The organism is Alcanivorax sp. (assembly GCF_017794965.1).
In the GTDB taxonomy this organism is placed as follows: Bacteria; Pseudomonadota; Gammaproteobacteria; order Pseudomonadales; family Alcanivoracaceae; genus Alcanivorax.
Map to the genome: position 1 here is coordinate 833,864 of NZ_CP051240.1, position 18,764 is coordinate 852,627.

Below are 18,764 nucleotides of genomic sequence, written 5' to 3' on the forward strand. Positions count from 1 at the left end.
GATAATGAAACGTTTTTTCCATTTGTTGGTGGGGGCGGCTCTGGTGGTGGGGTACTTTGCCTCAGCGCCTGAGCATATCTGGGAGCCGGTTCCGGCACTGAAAGTGCCGGCAGGGGGGGATGTGCCTGGCCATGATCAATGGCAGTACCGGTTCGCCTCGGATGCGGATACCCCACTGGTACATGCTCCAGCCATGGTGGAGCTGCCGGACGGACGTCTGCGGGCGTTCTGGTTTGCCGGCAGCCGTGAAGGGGCGCCGGATGTGAATATTCACAGTGCGCTGTTTGACCCGGCCACGGCAACCTGGACAGACGAGACCGTGGTCGTCACCCGGGAGCAGATCAGTGAGGGCTGGGGTCGCCATGTGCGCAAACTCGGCAACGCGGTTCCCGTGCTGGATGACGAGGGCCGCATGCGTCTGTTCGTGGTGGCGGTCAGCTTTGGCGGCTGGGCCGCCAGCCGTCTGGTGGTGTTGGAATCCGCAGATCTGGGCGCCAGTTGGTCGTTCGACAAGCCGTTGGTGACATCCCCGTTGCTCAACATCAGCACCCTGGTGAAAACCCCGCCGGTGCGTTACCAGGATGGCTCCATCGGCCTGCCGGTGTATCACGAAATGATTGGCAAGTTCGGTGAAATCCTGCGCCTGGACCAGAACAGCGAGGTGCTGGGCAAGGCCCGGATTGGCCATGGACGCAAGGCGATCCAGCCGCTGGTGCTGGTGGATTCCCCGCAACATGCGGTGGCGTTTCTGCGCAATGAAAATGAACCCAACAACGGCTACCTCTATCAGTCCAGCAGCGCGGATGGTGGCTGGCAGTGGCAGGCGCTGGAGTATTCCCCCCTTGAAAATCCCAGTGCGGCTCTGGGTGGCCTGGCTATGGGGCCCGGCCACTGGCTGGTGGTCGCAAACTGCAACCGGGAAGAACGCGATGATCTGTGTGTGCGCGAAACACGGGATGGGGGGCAGTCCTGGGACACTCGCTGGACATTTCACGACCGGGCGCAATGGCGAGACACCCGGCTTGACGAGGAGGCCTTTGCCGGCCTGATTCGGGACGAAATTGTCAGTGCGGGCTTTACCGGTCCGACAGAGCCGTTACTCGAACGGGTTTTTCATAACAAATGCGACGCTCGCCGAGGTTGCCGCTTCCAGTATGACTACCCGTACATGCTGCGGAGTGAAAACGGTGACCTGCATATTCTTTATACCTGGAACAAAAGTGCGATCCGGCATGCCTGGCTGAAAGCCGGCGACGTTGCCGCCGCCCAGGGAGGCACTGAAAATGAGCATTGATCTGTTGATTGCCGCCCTGGTGCTGGTTGCCGTGCAGCTGCGAATTTGCGCGGCGTTGCTTCCCATGCCGGCGCGGGTGATTCTGGCGCTGGTGGTTTTCGTCTGGGCCCTGCTGCCCTACCCATGGGGGCCGGCCGCCTGGGTGCTCAGCTATCTGGCCAGTTTCAGCGTGGCGTCCGGCCTGCTGGCGATACTGGCGATCAAGCATCGCATCACCGGCTTTTACTGGCTGCCGGTCAGTCAGCTGCGTGGTGCCTGTGTGCTGCTGGTGGGGCTGGCATTGTGGTTTTACCCCACCAGCATGGGGTCAACCTACCTGGATCCCTATGCCCTCGGCTACGGTAATTTTACCCTGAGCACGATTCTGTTGCTGGTAGGGCTGTTGGCCTGGGTGCTGCGTGCCTACGCGTCCTGCCTGATCCTGGTGGCCGCGCAGGTGGCGTTCCAGCTGGATCTGCTGGACAGTGACAATCTCTGGGATTATTTGCTGGATCCGTGGCTGGTGTTCTGGGCGGCGGGCTGGCTGATCCGGGATCGCGTGCTGCGTTCCCGGAACGGCCCGGACAATCAGCCTGCGCGAACAGCCTGAGAGGAAGCCGGCCACAACGACGCGGCCAGGTAGCCGACGATGAACATCAGCAGGTTACCGATCAGGCCGGTGTAGTAGAGGTCAAAGGGGGCGCTGAGTGCCTCTGGCAGCAGCCCCTTGTTGGTCAGTACCGTCCAGCCTGTGAACACCAACGTGCAAGCGATGCCGCACCAGGCGGCGCGGGCATCGCCGCGGCGACTGAAAAAGCCCAGCAGGTACAGGCCCAGCATGCCCCCGCCAAGCAGCGAGACCAGAATGGTGGAGGTGTCCTGCAGGGTCTTGGTTTGTGCATTGTTAAGCCACAGCGCGCCGCCAATCATGAATACGGTGACCGCCACAGCGATTGCCCAGGCAATCCGCAGGTAGTGCTGGTCATCGCGCCCAGGACGCAGGTGACGCCGATAGAGATCCACCACACTCACCGTGGTCACCGAGTTGATGCTGGAGTCCAGTGAGCTCATGGCCGCCGCCAGGGCCGCTGCGATTACCAATCCGGCCACCCCTGCCGGCAAATACCCGGTGATGAAATGGGGCATCAGGGTTTCTGCTCGGGCTTCTCCGTTGAGGATGGCGCTGGCCTGCGCATCCGGAAAAACCTGGAAGAATACCCACAGGGCTGTGCCCAGGAACATGTAGAACGCCCAAATAGGCAGCGCGGTAAACAGGTAGACCCACAAGCCGCGTCGTGCTTCCCGGGTGGATTGCGAGGCGCAATAGCGTTGCACAGTGTTCTGGTTGCTGGAGTATTCAGTGAGCCAGTTGGTGAGGCCGATCAGCAACATCATGGTGGCGGTTTTTTCGCTCAGGGAAAACGACCAGGAGGTTTCCCCCGGCGCGCCGTTCTCCCAGGGCGCAAGGGCAAACTTGCCGGCGTCGCCGGCCAGCTCAGCAATTTGCCCAAGGCCGCCAGGCAGGGCATCAAGAATCACCCACAGGCACATGAGTCCGCCCAGCAACAGGATCACGGTCTGCAGCACATCGGTCCAGATCACCGCATCGATACCTCCGATGACGGTATACAGCCCCACGAACAGCCCTCCTGCAATGATGGCCGTTGTCGGGCTGACCCCGGTGACTTCCTGAATCAACAGGGACAGCAGCCACAGAATCATGGCCAGCCGCACCAGTTGGGCCACCAGAAACGCAATGGCGCCGTAGACCCGGATAGAGGGGCCGTAGCGCATTTCCAGAAACTCGTAGGCACTGGTCATGTTGCCGCGCCTGAAGAAGGGGAGAAACACAAAGGCTGCCACCAGCATGGCGGGCAGCAGTGCCAGGTTGGGAAGATATCGCAGCCAGTCAGTCTTGAATGCGTCTGCCGGGTAGGCGAGGAAGGTGATGGAACTGATGGAGGTGCCCACCAGTGACAGCCCGATTACCCAGCCACGAAAGCGGCGCCCGCCGACAAAATATTCTTCCGTACTGGTGTTCTTGCGGGAGAAGTAAATGCCGATTCCCAGCACTACGCACAGATAGCCAGCCAGAACGACCCAGTCTGCGATTGCCAGTTTCATTATTGTTATTCCGCTTCAGGGCAACACGCAGCACGCCCGCGTGGGGCGTGTTGCGTGCAGCGTGATGCATTATTGCTCGATATAAACGTTGTCGGCCTGTTCGCCACGGTCAGACATGCGGGTGTCGAAGCGGACCCGGGTGCCAGTGCGAAGGCTGCGCCGGCCACCATTCTGAACGGCCTTGAAGTGCACAAACAGCTCTTCGCCCTTGTCGGTGAGGATAAAGCCAAAGCCCTTGTTGGGATTGAACCACTTGACCTCGCCGCGCTGCTGACCATTGCCGCCAGGCAGGGGCAGACGGGCAGGAACCAGTTTGCCGAACGGAATCAGCGGCAGCAGGTAAACTGCGACCGGGAGCCACATCCACCACTGGTTCGCAAAGACACTGGGTCCATGGCTGGCAACCAGCCCGGCCAGATAGAAGAACACTGCCACATGCAGGGGCAGACGGGCTGCACCATCACGCAGGCACACCAGGTTAACGGCCGCTGCCAGCAACAGGCCCAGCCCGGTTTGCTGGCTGTGCACATTGGAAATCTGAACAAAGGCCAGGTTTTCATGGATGGTGACGATGGCCATTTCCGGTGCAAAAAGCAGCCAGGCCCCGGGGATGGCAAGCAAAAGTGCCGCAATAGCATAAAATGCGGTCAAAGGTTTGGAGACATTCATGGATTTGACGTTACCTTGTAAATATTGAGTGTTGAATAAACGTGATACTGAAATCCGCCGGAAATGAGGCGGAATTGCCCGGGTGGCGCGGCGAAAATTGCCGATATTGCGCCCTGTACGACCGTGCAATGCGCGCATTGTACCCAAGCCGGTAAGGAATCTCATGTGGGGGCCCATTGACTGACTATCCGTTTCTCGAGGACGCCTGGCTAAAGGCATTGCAAAACAGTGGTGCGGTGACCGCTGAGCGTGGCTGGCAGCCCTGTCATGTGACGTTTGAACAGGGCTGGATGCCTCTCTACCTGCGAAGCCATTCCCGGGGCGAGTATGTGTTTGATTACAGCTGGGCGGATGCCTACCAGCGGCACGGACTGGCGTATTACCCGAAACTGGTGACGTCCATTCCCTTCACGCCGGTGACGGGGCCCCGCTGGCGTGGCCAACCCGAGCCGCAGACGTTGTGGGACGCGGTGCGGAACCGGATGGATGAGACCGGCGCTAGTGGGTGGCACCTGCTATTCCCTGATGACCCTTGCCGAGAGGCGCTGGAGGGTTTGCCACTGATGGCTCGTCAGGCCTGTCATTTCCGCTGGTTCAACCATGGCTATGACGACTTTGATGATTATCTCGGTCGCTTTCAGTCTCGCAAGCGCAAGAACCTGCGCAAGGAGCGTCGGCGGGTGGCAGAGCAGGGAATTGCCGTGCAGCGTATCGCCGGTCCGGCGGTGACCCCGGAACAGTGGCGTCTGTTCTATCAGTGTTATGCCAGTACCTACCTGAAACGGGGGCAGTTCCCCTATCTTGATGAGGACTTCTTTCTGCAACTGGCACAGACCATGGCGCCTCAAATCATGTTGGTACTGGCCTACCGGGGGGAGCAGCCGCTGGCGGCGGCACTGTACTTCCAGGATTCGCAACAACTGTATGGGCGCTACTGGGGCTGTCTTGAGGAGCTGGACGGGCTGCACTTCGAGCTTTGCTATTACCAGGGCATCGAGCACGCTATTGAGACGGGATTGCAGGTGTTCGATCCGGGGGTTCAGGGGGAGCACAAGATCCTGCGCGGCTTTGAGCCGGTGATTACCTGGTCGTTGCACTATCTGAGAGAGCCTGCCTTCCAGCGCGCCATCGCCGATTTCTGCCGGGAAGAGGCGGAGCACGTGCAGCGTTACCGGGAGGACGCCATGACGCTGCTGCCGTTCAGGAAGGATGGGGGATGATCTGATCAGCTACGAGCTACGAGCTACGAGCTACGAGCTACGAGCTACGCTCGATTTGATGGGAAAACCCGGAAAAGCTCCCGGGGGGGGGCGAAGAACAGAAAACACGTTCAGATCTTTGAGTTCGGCCCACGAAGATAACCTGCGCACTTTGTAGGAGCGGTCGTTCGACCGCGATCCGAGCCCAAGCGAGGTAAGGATTCCAGAAGCGAGTGACGAGTTACGAGTTTCGAAAGGCACAACCCGAAGCATGGAAAGCCGTTTGGGTTGTTATCTTCGAGAGGTGTTTCTGGAATCCCTGCCTCGCCGAGGCTCGGATCGCTCAGGCGAGCTGAGCTCCTACAGCGGGGTATAGCGAGTGTTTTACCGACGCAAAAAGGCCCGCCCGGGAAACCGGGCGGGCCTTTTTGCGTCAGGCCTCCTACGCGGCTACCTGCTCCTCGCGGTGATAGAGAATCGACATGGTGACCAGGTCACAGGGGTCGGCTTTGGGATGTTCCGGAGATTTGGGCCCAAGCGCGCCGGTCACATCATCCATTTCGCTGCCCTGTGGGTCGTTCAGGTCGGCAAGGAATTCCCAGACATGACCGTCCCGGTCCACCAGGGTGCCGGTGTAGATGCCGGCATCAAACAGGCAGGCGCTGGAGAAGACGGTGATATCCAGATCAAACCCCTGTCCCTCGATCCACTGACTCAGGGCAGGGTCCAGATCGCCGCTGCGCACCTGGCGGGTGAGGTGATCCACCGCCGCCCAGGCATTTCGGGTGCTGGCTTTGTTCAGTTCCATATCCGCTTACTTTGTACTTGTGGCTGGTACCAGCATGCCCTCTGGCTTGTCAGAGACCGTGGCCGGGCAACTCTTCTCCCTTTCAGTACTGGGATATTGTGCTTGTACGCGGGTGCCATCCTATAGGCAGATGCTGAAATCAGTGTAAGTGATGTCTTACTTTTGAAGCGGGTTCATGGCGCTATTTGCGACTAACGGCGGTCAAAAAGCGGTGGAAGGGGGCATTCCAGCAAGCTGGAGAGGGCGCGCAGCAATTCCTTCTCGGCGGTTTTCAGCGTGCCGTCCGCCATGGCCAGGTCCACCGCACAGTCGATCACGGGGCCCTTCAATAGCGGCGAGAGATCCGCAAGGCGATCCACGGCGCTGAACAGCTTGTCGCTGCTGCAGTGGCTGAGCGGCAGCAGGCTGCGGGCGGCTGGCAGCAGGCTTCCGGCGTGCTGGCGAAACAGGGTTTCGGCCCGGTCGTCGCTGGCGCCGCCCGCCCATACCAACACAGAGAACAGTTGCTGGAGTTCCTGGGCCACGGCGCCCAGACGATGGAAGCGGGTGTGGCGGTTGCGCCCGGCACGGGTGTCCAGTTGTTGACGGGCCAGGGCCAGCAGGGTCCATTCGAACAGGCTGAAGTGCTGGTCGGCATGACACAGGGTGTCCAGTTCCTTGAGCAGTTGGACGCGTTCGTCATCGGGCTGGCTTTTCAGGCTGGGCAGCGCCATGTCGATGAGGGGCAGCCGCGTCTCTGGCCCAAGGCGGGCCACCTGGTCAGTGAGTGACTGCAAGGCTGGTGTGTTTGGCAGCTTGCAGCGGGCCAGCAGGGCGTCTCGGTCCCCACGGCTGCGGGCCAATACCAGTGCAAACAACACCTGCCGCGCTCCTTCCGGGGTGTGGGCCTGGGTGCGGAGTTCGTCAGGGAGTGATGCCAGCAGTTGCCGTGCGTAGTCCATGTCTCCCTGTTGTACGGTGCCCACCTGTTGGGAAGGGGGCCGGGCCTGTGACGTGGTTGCCTGATCTAGGCCCTGGCCGGCAAACCCTGCGGTGCCCTCTGGCGTCCTGGAGGTGGGTGCCTGTGCCTGGGCGGAGGAGGCGGATTGCCTGGCTCTTGCTCTGGCCCGGGCCACCCATTCCGGCCCCAGTGCCTCAAGGCGTTCATCAAGGGAGGGGTGGGTGGCCAGCCACTGCTTGAGTTTCATGGGAATGGAAGGGGCAAAGCACATGTGGCTCATGTCTTCCGCGTGGCGGGAGGCCAGATAGGAGCCGCCGTCATTACGGATATGGATCAGCGCGCCGGCCAGTCCGGCGGGATTGCGGGTGAATTGCACGGCGGAGGCATCAGCCAGCAATTCCCTTTGACGGCTGACGGCAGCCTTGATCAGGCGGCCAAAGAACAGGCCCACATAGCCAATCACGACCAACGCGAGCCCCAGTGCCGGCAGGCCATTGTTCTTGCTGCTGCGTGACGAGTAGGAACGGTGGGAGCGGCGCTGGCTGTACAGCAGGTATTCGCCAATCTTGCCCACCGCCAAGATGCCGGAAAGTACAGCGACCATACGGAGATTGATACGGATGTCTGCGTTGAGAATGTGGCTGAACTCGTGCCCGATCACAGCTTGTAATTCATCCCGGGAAAAGCGCTCAAGGCTACCGCGGGTGACAGCAATGACCGCCTCGGAGGGGCGAAAACCGGCAGCAAATGCGTTGATGGTGGTTTCCTGATCCATGACATACACCTGGGGCACGGCAATGCCCGAGGCGATGCTCATTTCTTCCACCACGTTGATCAACTGGCGCTCGGCACGGTCTGTGGTTGAGGTGTTGATCAGCCGTCCGCCCAGCATTTCGGCCAGTGCGCTGCCGCCCTTGCGTAATTGCCAGCTTTTCAGCATGCACTCGAACAGGATAACGCCGAGCGTGATCAGGGCGGTCCAGTAAACCACCGGGTTGAGCAAGATAGAGCCCTGCTGAGGGTGGAGCTGGATGTTGGCGAAGCCGAGCAGGAGCACCACGGCCACGGTGACACTGGCCACCACGGCCATGATGGCCAGGCAGAAATACAGTACCAGCAAGCCAGTACGGCGTTTGGCCTTCTGTTGATGCTGAAAGAAATCCATGGGTCAGCGATTAAAAGCTGACTTTGCTGGCCTGCCGGGCGGCTTCGTTTTCTATTTGCAGCAACTGGGCTTCCTTGAAGCTGCCGAACAGTCCGCCAATGAAATTCTGCGGGAACTGTTCGCGATAGGTGTTGTAGTTCATCACCGCATCGTTGAAAGCCTGACGGGCAAAACCGATCCGGTTTTCGGTGCTGGTCAGCTCTTCCATCAGCTGGGCCATAGTCTCGTTGGCCTTGAGATCCGGGTAGTTTTCACTCAACGCGAAGAAGTTGGCCAGGGAGCCGGAGAGCAGGGATTCTGCCTTGCCGAGACGGGCCACGGCAGCACCGTCATCAGGTGCTGCCGCCGCGGCTTTCTGGGCGCTGACGGCCTGGTTGCGGGCCTCGATCACCTGGGTCAGGGTTTCTTTCTCGTGGCTCATGTAGCCCTTGGCGGTTTCCACCAGGTTGGGGATCAGGTCGTGGCGGCGCTGTAACTGTACATCGATCTGGGCAAAACCGTTCTTGAAGCGGTTTTTGAGTGCGATCAGGCGGTTATAGACGGCAATGATATAGACAATGATGGCGACGATAACGCCCAAAAAAATCAGCATGCCCATGCGGGTAATCCTTCCCCAAGCGAAATGGTTGTTGGCCTCTAAACTACTGCAAAAGTGTGAATGGGGAAAGGCGGCATGTTGAAGTTAATGTAGGAGATTCTATGTTGTCCACCCCTTTTATGCGGCGGACGACGGTGCGTAGCTGGTGCGGTTCTTCATCAACGCGAAGGCGATACGGACCAGCTTACGTGTGAGGATGACCAAGGCCTGTGTTTTTGCCAGACCACGGTCGAGATACCCTTGGTAGACACCCGCCCAGCGGGCGCTTTTGCGAGCGGCCATGGCTGCACAGTAAAGCAGCCTGCGGGTTTCTGAGTCGCCTTTCTTTGTCAGCTTGCGCTTGCCTGTTCTCGTGCCCGAGTCTTTGACATGGACATCCATCCCCAGGAAGGCCACGAAGGCGTCGCTGTTGCGGAAGTCTCCTCGTAGGAAGGCCATAACCAGCGCATAGGCTGTCAGATCGCCCACACCTTCCAGAGCCTTGCACCGTTGCACCTGATCACTGAGTCCAGCTTCTCTTACGGTGTCGCGAAGATGCTTCTGGATCAGCGTATCCAGGCTGTTGATCTGTGAGATCAGCTTTTTCAGGCTTGCCTTGAGGATCTTTTCGCCACCCAGACTCTGCTGGATCATGGTGCGTGCCTTGATGAGCGCGGCGCGGCGGCGCAGCAGTGTCTGCAGTGTTCGATACGCCTTGGGTGGCGGGCTCCAACGGCGTAGATCCTCTTTTTCTCTCTGCAAATGGCGGGCGAGCAGCTGGGCGTCAGAGGCGTCTGTTTTGGCCCGACCGCCTGTTCCCTTGCGGTAGCTGCTGAGCCGTGAAGCATCAATGACGTAAATGTGGTGCCCTTTGGCATGGGCCAACTCGATGACCGCCATGTGGTAAGTCCCTGTGGCCTCAATGGCGATCTCGCAGGGGCATGGCAGGCTCTTGAGCCAGCGCTTAATGGCTTTGGGGGTATTCTCGATGGTGAACGTCTGGCCCTGGAAATGAATGACCAACTCGGCCTTGGCGACGTCGATACCGACGTTGGATCTTGCTACTTGCATTGCCACTGAACTGCCCCTTGAGCTAGGTTACACATGCTTGTCGGGGCGCACCTGAACGCTGGCTTGCTGGTATCGTCGGTCTGAGGTGCGAACTCAGCCGATGGATTCTTTATCGGCGTATGAATAGGTGCGGGGTGGGGCCAAATCTCCTACCGTCTGTACCCTTTGGTCAGATGCACCTTTGGTCCCTCCACCCCGGCAAGTCCTGCATCATTGCAGGAGGGGCATTCAAACATACAAGCACCGCTTGAGGTGCGAACCTGAGCCTGGGCGAAGGAATGGCAATAATGCCTCTCCATTTCGTTATCAAATATCGCTGGCGGCGCAGGCCAGGAATACATCCTCGCTGTCGCTCGCTTCGCACCTCAAGCGGTGCTCCTACAGGAGGCGGCAGGGTTGCTCTCAGTATTTGATTCCCCACTTGCGGTACAGAAAGCCCATGATCCAGGCGGGGCCGATCATCAGGTACTGGATGTCCTCGAAGAAAGAGGGCTTCTTGCCCTCCACCTTGTGGCCCCAGAACTGACCGATCCAGGCCAGCACAAACACCACCAGCGAGAACCAGAAGACACTGATGCCCATACCTTCCAGCAAGGACAGGCCGGACAGACACAGCAGGCTGAACACCAGCATGCCAAGGGCAATGGGGGGAGACAGGCGCAGGTAATACAGGGTGACGAATACCAGTGCCAGTGAGGCCCAGTTCAGACCAGGTAGCAGGGCCGGGAACGGGATTGCCCACAGGAAACCGACGATGGTGAAGAAGATCACCGGCACGCAGACAAAGTGCACTTTTTTGTTGGTGGGGTTCTGGTGGCTCTCGCCGTAGGCATCGAGCCAGTCATCCATGCTGCGGGTTGCCATGATTACACCCTTTCAAACACTGTTTCAGGGAGTATCGCACCGCAGTTAGCATTCGTGAAGCTTGTGCTGCCGGGAGTGAATGGTTTGTGGAGAGTAGCGCGTTACGAGTAACGAGTTTCTAAAAAGCGAATGCCTGCATGCCCTTTGAGTTTCGCAACTCGAAACGGATTGCTTGTGCACCGGCGTTGTAGGTCGGAAATGCCCGAAGGGCATCTCCGACACAGCGCCAGGCATCGAGCGTCAGGCGTCCAGCGTATTCACGCCCCCAGCCAGAGCGCCACATCGGTGGGTTTGATTGGCAGGTAGTGATCCACCAGCAACGCGGTAAACAGGGCAAACAGGTAGGTGATCGAATACCCGAAGGTTTTCATGGGCAGCTTCGGATCATCGGAAAAACGCAGGCGCACGGCATGGTAGAGGAACACCAGGCCGAGGATCAGTGCGGCCAGCAGGTAGATCAGGTCACTCATGCCGGTCAGGTAGGGCAGCAGAGTGCTGATGAACAGCAGGATGGTGTAATACAGCACGGATTCCCGCGTGAACGGGATGCCGTGGGTGACCGGCAGCATGGGAATGTCGGCCTTGGCGTACTCGTCCTTGCGGTGGATGGCCAGGGCCCAGAAGTGCGGCGGGGTCCATACAAAGATGATCAGCACCAGCAGCCAGGCGTAAGGGTGAACATCGCCGGTGACCGCGGCCCAGCCCAGCAGTGGCGGAATCGCGCCAGCAATACCACCAATCACGATGTTCTGGGGAGTGGCCCGTTTCAGATACAGGGTATAGATGAAGGCATAGCCCACAAAACCGAACAGGGTGAGCCAGGCGGTGAGAGGGTTGACCATGAAATAGAGCATGATCATGGAGGCGCCCGCCAGTAGCACGGCAAAGGTGATAGCCGCTTTGGGGCTGAGCTTGCCTGCCACCAGTGGTCGCTTCTCGGTGCGCGTCATGATCGCATCGATTTTCTGGTCCATGATCTGATTGATGGCCGCGGACGACATCATTGCCAGTGTCAGGCCAATAAACGACGGGATGAAGATGTCCAGAGGCACCATGCCCGGTGGATCGGTGGCCAGAAACATGCCTGCCACGGCAGTGACCATCAGCAGCATGACAACGCCGGGCTTGGTCAGGGCCAGATAATCGCGCCAGGTGGCGGTTTGACTCATGGTTTGTCTCCTTCCTGTCGCGGGCTGCTAATGCCGCATTTGACGTTGATCGCGCGGATGAAGAGCACCAGGGCTGCCAGCAGAATGACCGCCACGAAGTTATGTGCCACTGCCACATCCAGTGGCACCGCAAACACCACATTGCTGATGCCCAGTGCCAGTTGCACGATCAGCAGACCGAGAATGACGAAGGCGAAGTTGCGGAAAAACAGGCTGCGGGCACGGACCAGGATCTTGGCCACCAGGGCAAGTACCAGAAGGGTGACCACTAGCGCGCCGAAGCGATGCATCACGTGAATGGTGGTGCGAGCCTCATTGTGCAGGACGCCAAATTCATAGTCAGGCTTGTCGTGTTCGTGGCCCCAGAAAATGAACGCATCACCAAAGTTCAGGCGGTCCTGCCAGCCTTCTTCGCAGATCGGCAGCTCGGTACAGGCCACCGCGGCATAGTTGCTGGCGGTCCAGCCGCCCAGGGCGATCTGCACAATGACTGCGGCCAGGGCGATGGAGGCGATGGGCTTGAGCATTCGTACATCGCAATCGTTCAGAAAGCTGGGCCAGCGGTATACCCGTGCTGTGAGCAATACCAACAGGGTAAAGGTGGTAAACCCGCCCAGCAGGTGCAGCATCACGATAGTGGGTTGCAGCCCCATGGTCACGGTCCACATGCCCAGGATGCCCTGGAAGATCACCAGGGCGACCAGGAACAGGGGCAGCTTGAGGGGCTGTTTTTCCCGCTTGCGGTTAACGAAGGACAGCACGGCAATGATGATGATGGTCAGGCCCAGGGTGGAGGCAAAGTAGCGGTGCACCATCTCCGGGACGGTCTTGTGTGCTTCGCGCAGGCTGCCAGGTTCCACTTCATTGGTGGTGTTCACGTGCTCGATGGCCTTGCGCACATCCAGGTGCCCATAACAGCCGGGCCAATCCGGGCAACCCAGGCCAGCATCAGAAAGCCGGGTCCAGGCCCCCAGAGTGATGACACCGGCGGCCAGGATGACCGCAAAAATACAGAAACCGCGCAGCCAGCGCTGCGATACAGTAGGAGTAGACATAAGCCGATTAACCGATCAGTGAACCTTTGAGGGTTCGTTTAAGGTCTACGCGGATGTTTTCCGCTTCTTCCAGTGTGGCTTCCATGTTTTCGTGCGTGGGATAACGCATGAAGATCTGGCCGTCCGGGCTGACCAGAAAAATATCGCCAACGGGTGCGCTGGGCGCGGGAGAATACACGGGCTCCAGTGCCTCTTCCACAGCCTGGCGGGTGGCATGAATGGAAATCATGCCTTCCACCTTGTCGGTCAGGAAGGTTGTCAGGCTTTCTTCGGCGGGGGCGGTGTGCAGTACCACGCGGCGGACCCGCTCAATGTCTTCGCCCAGGGCCAGACGGACCTGGCGGATCTGGTAATAAAGGCCGTTTTTGCAGCGGGTGTCACAGTCGCTGCCGGCAATGTAGAGGATAGACCACATGCCTTTGGTGTCGTCGGCGCCGAAGGGGTGTCCCTGGCCGTCGTTGGCGTCCAGGCGGGTAACATCAATATGGGGAATCAGCAGCTGCCCCTTGTTCTGACGTGGCATCTCCCAGGGATCAATCAGGAAGCGGCCGGCCAGGGCAAACAGCACAAAGGGGCTGATGATGGCGACCAGGGTCAGGATATTCTTGGTCTTCGGTGACATATCAGTGTCTGTTCTCCGTGATGGTGCCAGTCGACAAGGCAGCCACCTTACTGTGTCTTGCCAGTGAGACGACGCTTCTGGGCTCGGGTTGCCGCGAACAGGAATATCACCATCGCAGCAATGGCGAGCCCCAGCCACTGCAACGCGTAGGCCTTGTGCTGCTGTGGGCCCATGACGGTAATGTCCTGCCAGTGGCGGGGTAGTGGCTCCAGCCCGCCCAGCGACAGTTCCGGGTTGACCCGGATTTCAAAGGGCGCCAATTCTACCCCAAGTTTTTCGCCGATGGCGTGAAAATCCACTTTTTGTACCCGCAGTGGCCATTGATTGTCCGGCAATTGCTCGTCTTTCAGGACAAAGGCCTCCCCCGGTGACTGGTAAACGATGCCCTCCACCTGGACGCGGCCTTCGATGGCGGGGATCGGCGGCAAGACATCCCGGCGCGCGCCTCGGGACAGCCAGCCCCGGTTAACCAGAACCCACTGGCCGCTGTCGGTCAGCATGGGGCTCAGCAAGTGATACCCGGCCACCCGGTTCAGGGTGCGGTTGTCGAGAAGTACGGGGTGGGCGTTATCGATCCGGCCAGTCAGTTTGGCGCGTCGGTGGCGAGGGTCGTCGCTGGCCAGCAAGGTGGCCAGGCCCGCGGCGGGCAGTTCGGCTTTCTGTTGCTGGCTTTCCAGCCAGGCACGCTTCTCTTCGGCCCGTTCCAGCTGCCACCAGCTCAGTCGCAGGCAGGTGCCGACAACTACAAACAGGGCAATGAGCGCCAGATAAGCACTGACGCGGGTGCGCGTTGCCATAGAATACTCTGCCGCTCTGGATCGGTGTTGCCACCCTTATTTGTGTGCAGGGCGGCGGCGGATGATTACAATGGCGGCACATTCTACATAGGACAGACCCGTGCGGCCATGCACGATGGTCCGCTAATGTCACAGGAGTCAGCTATATATGTGGTGGGTAAAACTGATTGTCATCGTGCTGCTGCTGGCGGCCCTGTTTTCTCTGGGGCGGGCGTTGATGGCGCTGGTCAAGGGGGAAAAGGGGGAGGCGAAATCCCGCACCATGCGGGCTCTGGCCTGGCGGGTAGGGTTTTCGGTGGCAGTGTTCCTGTTCATCCTGCTGAGCATGATGATGGGCTGGATTACTCCGCATGATGTGAATCCCAATCTGCTGCACGGCCAGCCGATTCACCAGCAGGCTGCCCCGGCGGAGTAGACGCCGACAAAGCGTAAAAGCCCGGTAAAAAACCAAAGTGCCCCTGAACCCGGGGGGGGAGCCCCTCTCTAAAGGCCCAGACTGGATGATCAAGGAGGCGGTACGGATGGTAAACAGCATCATGAAGCGGCTGGTTTTGCTGGTGTTTGTGCGTCTGGTGGCGCATGCAGAGCGGCACGGAGCGCATGCGGTAAGGGACCTTTATGATCCTGTGCGCTAGAAAAACCAATTATTTTGCCTGTGCGGGGAACTTTCCTGGCGCAGGGGGGACAAAACTAGTGCAAATAACGTTTTCTCCTCAAGAAATATAGGCAACCCTCGGGGCGTTCGATGTAATCGACGCCCTGTTTTTTTGCCGCTCTGCGGCTGCATCCGAGTGACTATCTGTCCCGTGGCGGGGCCGGGGGGAAGGCCAGGGTGGCCACATTGGGGCCTTTGGCATCGGCAATCTTTGCTGGTCCTTCTTTCTTGACTTCATCGATGCGAATGATGGCCTGCAGGGGGATGTAGGAGCGAATCACATCCGTGAATTCACTCTTCAATTTCTCCTCCGCCGGGTCTACCACCACCCCCGAGCGTTCACCGAAGCGAAATTCCTCCACTTCAATAAAGCCATACAGCTCACTTTGATATATCTGTCCGGCATAAAGCTCGTAGGTTTTTCCATTGTTCAGGAATATTACGCGGTAAATCTGACGCTCTGCGGGCATGGGGGTATCCGTCGGATGGGGTAAGGGCGGCTGGAGCCATGGGGAATCAGGAGTGAAAGACAGACCACCATCGGATCATGCTGATTCCGCAAGGAATTATAGCGACAGTCCCTGACAAAAAGTAACGCCGCATCTGCCTGAAAAGCTTGATAAACCCTACCGTTTGGCTGGACTTTGCCCATGCGAATGACTAGAGTTGGCGCCCATAAATGCAATAGGGCATTTTGCCGCACCTTGATCAACCCGGTGTATCGCCAGCTGTCGGGAACTAGCTGTTTGATTTCATTGGAATTGCGCCTGTGCGACGGTAGTAAATGACCACCCCCTTGGTCGCTGCGGTCCACAGTACGGTGTAGCAGATCCCCATCGCATCAATCCTGAAACTTCGCTTTCCAGGTGCCGGTTACGGCAAAGAACAAGCGCGCCCGTTACGAGGTGTGCTGGGGAAAACAGGGAGCAAACGCATGCAGTCAACTCTGTTCCACCGCGCGGCAGCGGGTCTGACGTCACTGATGATCAGTGGCATGACCTTCGCCAGCGACTGGACCGAACGTTCCAATCTTGACCTGCGACCCGGTGTTACCGAGGTCAGCCAGGAGATTCAAGATCTTCACACTACCGTTCTCTGGATTGTGACCGTTATCGGTCTGCTGGTGTTCGGCCTGATCGTGGTTTCCATGATCCGCCATCGCCGTTCCAAGAACCCGAACCCGGCCACTTTCCACGAAAACGTGTTCCTGGAAGTGCTGTGGACCGTGATTCCTTTCGTGATTCTGATCGCCATGGCCGTGCCGGCCACCCGCGTGCTGGTCAAGCTGGATGACAGTGCAGAATCCGAGCTCACGGTGAAGGTGACCGGCTACCGCTGGAAGTGGAGCTACGAATACCTCACCTACGAAGATGACAACGATATTGGTGTCTCCTTCTTCTCCAACCTGGCGACCCCGCCGGAACAGTACAACAACCCGGTCCTGGCCGGTGGTCTGTTCCCCTACGGCACTGCGAAGGACCGGGTCGGCAAGGAAGCTCCCGAGAAGGACCACAACTATCAGCTGGAAGTGGACAAGAAACTGGTCATCCCGTCAGGCCAGAAAGTCCGTTTCCTGGTCACTTCCGACGACGTGATCCACTCTTTCTGGGTGCCGGACTTCGGCGGCAAGAAAGACGCCATCCCCGGCTTCGTGAACGAAACCTGGGCGCTGGTACCGGAAGGCAAGGAAGGCACCTACTACGGTCAGTGTGCTGAACTGTGTGGCAAGAACCACGCCTTCATGCCCATTGCGGTAGAAGTGGTTACCCAGGATGAATTCAAGACCTGGATTGCCGAAGAGAAAGAGAAGGCCGCTTCCGGCCCGGATCTGACCCCGTTCTCTGGTCTGGACCAGGCGATGGAAGAAGGTGAGCAGGTTTATGCCTCTGCCTGTGCCCTGTGCCACGGTGCCAACGGTGAAGGCGGCATTGGTCTGCCGTTCGCCGGTACCGACTTCGCCACCCAGGACGAGTACCTGAACGAACATATCGACGTGCTGGTGAATGGCCGTGCTGCCATGCCCGCATTCAAGGCTCAGCTGACTCCGCGCCAGATTGCGGCGGTAGTGACCTACGAGCGTAACGCTTTCGGCAACGACACCGGCGACCTGATTCAGCCCGCCGATGTTAATGACCACGAATAAGGGAGGGGATAGCAATGTCTACTGCAGCTGCAACCCATGATGATCACCACGATCATCACCACGCCCCGACCGGCCTGAAACGCTGGCTGTTCAGCACCAACCACAAAGATATCGGTACCTTGTACCTGTGGTTCAGCTTTGCCATGTTCCTGGTTGGCGGCTTTATGGCCATGGTAATTCGTGCCGAGCTCCTCGAGCCCGGCATGCAGTTCGTGGATCCGGAGTTCTTCAACCAGATGACCACCGTACACGGGCTGGTCATGGTATTTGGTGCGGTTATGCCCGCCACGGTTGGTCTGGCCAACTGGATGATTCCGTTGATGATCGGTGCGCCGGATATGGCGCTGCCGCGGATGAACAACTGGTCCTTCTGGATCCTGCCGTTCGCCTTCGGCATCCTGATCTTCGCCGTGCTGATGAGCGCCTTCGGTGCCGGTAACCCCAGTGCGCCGAACTTCGGCTGGACCTTCTACGCGCCGTTGTCTACCAAGTACGGCCCGGCGTCCACCGACCTGTTCATCCTGTCCGTACACATGATGGGTATCTCTTCCATCATGGGCGCGATCAACGTTGTGGTAACCGTCTTCAACATGCGTGCCCCGGGCATGACCCTGATGAAGATGCCGTTGTTCGTGTGGACCTGGCTGATCACCGCCTTCCTGCTGATTGCGGTAATCCCGGTTCTGGCCGGTGCGGTGACCATGATGCTGACTGACCGTCATTTCGGCACCAGCTTCTTCGATGCCGCCGGTGGTGGTGACCCGGTCCTGTTCCAGCACATTTTCTGGTTCTTCGGGCACCCTGAGGTGTACATCATGATCCTGCCGAGCTTCGGTATCGTGTCTGCGATCATTCCGGCCTTTGCCCGCAAGCCGCTGTTCGGTTACGCCTCCATGGTGTACGCGACCGCGTCCATCGCGCTGCTGTCCTTCGTGGTCTGGGCCCACCACATGTTCACTGTGGGCATGCCGTTGGCCGGTACCCTGTTCTTCATGTACATGACCATGCTGATCTCCGTACCCACCGGTGTGAAGGTGTTCAACTGGGTGGCCACCATGTGGCGCGGTTCCATGACCTTCGAACTGCCGATGAAGTGGGCGATCGCGTTCGTGATCCTGTTCACCTGTGGCGGTCTGTCCGGTCTGATGCTGGCCATGACCCCCATCGACTTCCAGTACCACGACACCTACTTCGTAGTGGCTCACTTCCACTATGTACTGGTGACCGGTGCCATCTTCTCCATCTTTGCAGCGGCCTACTACTGGTTGCCCAAGTGGTCCGGCGTGATGCCGAGCAAGCTGCTGGGCGAGCTGCACTTCTGGAACTCCCTGATTTCCGCCAACCTGCTGTTCTTCCCCATGCACTTCGTGGGGCTGGCCGGCATGCCGCGTCGTTACGCTGACTACGCGTTGCAGTTTGCGGATTACAACTTCTGGATTTCCATTGGTGGCTTCTGGTTCGGTCTGTCCCAGGTGATCTTCCTGGTGGTAGCCGTGCGCTGCGCCATGAAGAAAGGCGAGCCGGCTCCGGCCAAGCCCTGGGAAGGTGCAGAAGGTCTGGAATGGGAAGTGCCGTCTCCGGCGCCGTTCCACACCTTTGACACTCCGCCGGTGGTCAAGTAACGGACACGTGA

The 18,764-nt window shown here is 59.0% G+C and carries 18 protein-coding genes; 6 read left to right on the forward strand and 12 right to left on the reverse strand.

Annotation, left to right across the window (positions count from 1 at the left end):
• The first annotated feature begins 4 nt into the window (after nt 1-4).
• Together HF945_RS03725 and HF945_RS03730 are read left to right on the forward strand one after the other, a co-directional pair.
• Nucleotides 5-1,294 carry a sialidase family protein gene (locus HF945_RS03725; RefSeq protein ID WP_290524416.1) on the forward strand — a complete coding sequence of 430 codons (1,290 nt, stop codon included), beginning with the start codon at nt 5-7 and terminating at the stop codon, nt 1,292-1,294.
• Nucleotides 1,284-1,883: a hypothetical protein gene (locus HF945_RS03730; RefSeq protein WP_290524417.1), complete on the forward strand. Its 600-nt coding sequence runs from the start codon at nt 1,284-1,286 to the stop codon at nt 1,881-1,883. The genes HF945_RS03725 and HF945_RS03730 overlap by 11 nt, the downstream gene beginning before the upstream one ends.
• Here HF945_RS03730 and HF945_RS03735 read toward each other — a convergent pair.
• Nucleotides 1,862-3,397, reverse strand: a complete 1,536-nt coding sequence (locus HF945_RS03735) for a sodium:solute symporter (protein WP_290524418.1) — start codon at nt 3,395-3,397, stop codon at nt 1,862-1,864. The genes HF945_RS03730 and HF945_RS03735 overlap by 22 nt on opposite strands.
• Before the next feature lie 69 nt (nt 3,398-3,466).
• Nucleotides 3,467-4,066 (reverse strand): cold shock domain-containing protein, encoded by a 600-nt coding sequence (locus tag HF945_RS03740; protein WP_290524419.1) that lies wholly within the window; start codon nt 4,064-4,066, stop codon nt 3,467-3,469.
• A 176-nt stretch (nt 4,067-4,242) separates the two neighbouring features.
• Here HF945_RS03740 and HF945_RS03745 point away from each other — a divergent pair, with 176 nt between their 5' ends.
• On the forward strand, nt 4,243-5,286 hold the full coding sequence (locus HF945_RS03745) for a GNAT family N-acetyltransferase (protein ID WP_290524420.1): 1,044 nt from the start codon (nt 4,243-4,245) through the stop codon (nt 5,284-5,286).
• A 421-nt stretch (nt 5,287-5,707) separates the two neighbouring features.
• Here the strand turns inward: HF945_RS03745 and HF945_RS03750 are convergent, their stop codons facing one another.
• The 9 genes from HF945_RS03750 to HF945_RS03790 all read right to left on the reverse strand — a co-directional run bounded on the left by HF945_RS03750 (nt 5,708) and on the right by HF945_RS03790 (nt 14,333).
• A complete protein-coding gene (locus tag HF945_RS03750) occupies nt 5,708-6,073 on the reverse strand; it encodes a hypothetical protein (protein ID WP_290524421.1) in 366 nt (121 codons plus the stop codon).
• A gap of 191 nt (nt 6,074-6,264) precedes the next feature.
• Nucleotides 6,265-8,178, reverse strand: coding sequence for a M48 family metallopeptidase (locus HF945_RS03755; RefSeq protein ID WP_290524422.1), 1,914 nt, complete (start codon nt 8,176-8,178; stop codon nt 6,265-6,267).
• Nucleotides 8,179-8,188: 10 nt separating this feature from the next.
• Nucleotides 8,189-8,776, reverse strand: coding sequence for a LemA family protein (locus HF945_RS03760; protein WP_290524423.1), 588 nt, complete (start codon nt 8,774-8,776; stop codon nt 8,189-8,191).
• A gap of 117 nt (nt 8,777-8,893) precedes the next feature.
• Nucleotides 8,894-9,826: a transposase gene (locus HF945_RS03765; protein WP_290525387.1), complete on the reverse strand. Its 933-nt coding sequence runs from the start codon at nt 9,824-9,826 to the stop codon at nt 8,894-8,896.
• A 402-nt stretch (nt 9,827-10,228) separates the two neighbouring features.
• Nucleotides 10,229-10,690: an Mpo1-like protein gene (locus HF945_RS03770; protein WP_290524424.1), complete on the reverse strand. Its 462-nt coding sequence runs from the start codon at nt 10,688-10,690 to the stop codon at nt 10,229-10,231.
• A gap of 257 nt (nt 10,691-10,947) precedes the next feature.
• Nucleotides 10,948-11,859 (reverse strand): heme o synthase, encoded by a 912-nt coding sequence (gene cyoE / locus HF945_RS03775; RefSeq protein ID WP_290524425.1) that lies wholly within the window; start codon nt 11,857-11,859, stop codon nt 10,948-10,950.
• Nucleotides 11,856-12,914, reverse strand: coding sequence for a COX15/CtaA family protein (locus tag HF945_RS03780; RefSeq protein WP_290524426.1), 1,059 nt, complete (start codon nt 12,912-12,914; stop codon nt 11,856-11,858). The genes cyoE and HF945_RS03780 overlap by 4 nt, the downstream gene beginning before the upstream one ends.
• Before the next feature lie 7 nt (nt 12,915-12,921).
• On the reverse strand, nt 12,922-13,536 hold the full coding sequence (locus tag HF945_RS03785) for a hypothetical protein (RefSeq protein WP_290524427.1): 615 nt from the start codon (nt 13,534-13,536) through the stop codon (nt 12,922-12,924).
• Between the two features lie 47 nt (nt 13,537-13,583).
• Nucleotides 13,584-14,333, reverse strand: a complete 750-nt coding sequence (locus HF945_RS03790; RefSeq protein WP_290524428.1) for an SURF1 family protein — start codon at nt 14,331-14,333, stop codon at nt 13,584-13,586.
• Nucleotides 14,334-14,481: 148 nt separating this feature from the next.
• On the opposite strand from HF945_RS03790, the gene HF945_RS03795 reads away from it, so the two are divergent.
• Nucleotides 14,482-14,748 carry a twin transmembrane helix small protein gene (locus tag HF945_RS03795; RefSeq protein ID WP_290524429.1) on the forward strand — a complete coding sequence of 89 codons (267 nt, stop codon included), beginning with the start codon at nt 14,482-14,484 and terminating at the stop codon, nt 14,746-14,748.
• 380 nt (nt 14,749-15,128) lie between these two features.
• On the opposite strand, the gene HF945_RS03800 is transcribed toward HF945_RS03795, so the two are convergent.
• On the reverse strand, nt 15,129-15,458 hold the full coding sequence (locus HF945_RS03800) for a DUF1820 family protein (protein WP_290524430.1): 330 nt from the start codon (nt 15,456-15,458) through the stop codon (nt 15,129-15,131).
• Between the two features lie 464 nt (nt 15,459-15,922).
• Between HF945_RS03800 and coxB the strand changes: the two genes are divergently transcribed.
• A complete protein-coding gene (gene coxB, locus HF945_RS03805; RefSeq protein WP_290524431.1) occupies nt 15,923-17,131 on the forward strand; it encodes a cytochrome c oxidase subunit II in 1,209 nt (402 codons plus the stop codon).
• 14 nt (nt 17,132-17,145) lie between these two features.
• Complete coding sequence (gene ctaD / locus HF945_RS03810) at nt 17,146-18,753, forward strand: cytochrome c oxidase subunit I (RefSeq protein ID WP_290524432.1); 1,608 nt, start codon at nt 17,146-17,148, stop codon at nt 18,751-18,753.
• Nucleotides 18,754-18,764 lie beyond the last annotated feature (11 nt).

What these genes read in the sequence shown, in the direction of transcription:
- HF945_RS03800 (WP_290524430.1), bottom strand. Translation starts at nt 15,458, where the DNA reads ATGCCCGCAGAGCGTCAGATTTACCGCGTAATATTCCTGAACAATGGA.
- coxB (WP_290524431.1), top strand. Translation starts at nt 15,923, where the DNA reads ATGCAGTCAACTCTGTTCCACCGCGCGGCAGCGGGTCTGACGTCACTG.
- HF945_RS03790 (WP_290524428.1), bottom strand. Translation starts at nt 14,333, where the DNA reads ATGGCAACGCGCACCCGCGTCAGTGCTTATCTGGCGCTCATTGCCCTG.
- HF945_RS03755 (WP_290524422.1), bottom strand. Translation starts at nt 8,178, where the DNA reads ATGGATTTCTTTCAGCATCAACAGAAGGCCAAACGCCGTACTGGCTTG.
- HF945_RS03725 (WP_290524416.1), top strand. Translation starts at nt 5, where the DNA reads ATGAAACGTTTTTTCCATTTGTTGGTGGGGGCGGCTCTGGTGGTGGGG.
- HF945_RS03780 (WP_290524426.1), bottom strand. Translation starts at nt 12,914, where the DNA reads ATGTCTACTCCTACTGTATCGCAGCGCTGGCTGCGCGGTTTCTGTATT.
- HF945_RS03785 (WP_290524427.1), bottom strand. Translation starts at nt 13,536, where the DNA reads ATGTCACCGAAGACCAAGAATATCCTGACCCTGGTCGCCATCATCAGC.
- HF945_RS03770 (WP_290524424.1), bottom strand. Translation starts at nt 10,690, where the DNA reads ATGGCAACCCGCAGCATGGATGACTGGCTCGATGCCTACGGCGAGAGC.
- HF945_RS03795 (WP_290524429.1), top strand. Translation starts at nt 14,482, where the DNA reads ATGTGGTGGGTAAAACTGATTGTCATCGTGCTGCTGCTGGCGGCCCTG.
- HF945_RS03735 (WP_290524418.1), bottom strand. Translation starts at nt 3,397, where the DNA reads ATGAAACTGGCAATCGCAGACTGGGTCGTTCTGGCTGGCTATCTGTGC.
- HF945_RS03765 (WP_290525387.1), bottom strand. Translation starts at nt 9,826, where the DNA reads ATGCAAGTAGCAAGATCCAACGTCGGTATCGACGTCGCCAAGGCCGAG.
- HF945_RS03740 (WP_290524419.1), bottom strand. Translation starts at nt 4,066, where the DNA reads ATGAATGTCTCCAAACCTTTGACCGCATTTTATGCTATTGCGGCACTT.
- HF945_RS03730 (WP_290524417.1), top strand. Translation starts at nt 1,284, where the DNA reads ATGAGCATTGATCTGTTGATTGCCGCCCTGGTGCTGGTTGCCGTGCAG.
- cyoE (WP_290524425.1), bottom strand. Translation starts at nt 11,859, where the DNA reads ATGAGTCAAACCGCCACCTGGCGCGATTATCTGGCCCTGACCAAGCCC.
- ctaD (WP_290524432.1), top strand. Translation starts at nt 17,146, where the DNA reads ATGTCTACTGCAGCTGCAACCCATGATGATCACCACGATCATCACCAC.
- HF945_RS03760 (WP_290524423.1), bottom strand. Translation starts at nt 8,776, where the DNA reads ATGGGCATGCTGATTTTTTTGGGCGTTATCGTCGCCATCATTGTCTAT.
- HF945_RS03750 (WP_290524421.1), bottom strand. Translation starts at nt 6,073, where the DNA reads ATGGAACTGAACAAAGCCAGCACCCGAAATGCCTGGGCGGCGGTGGAT.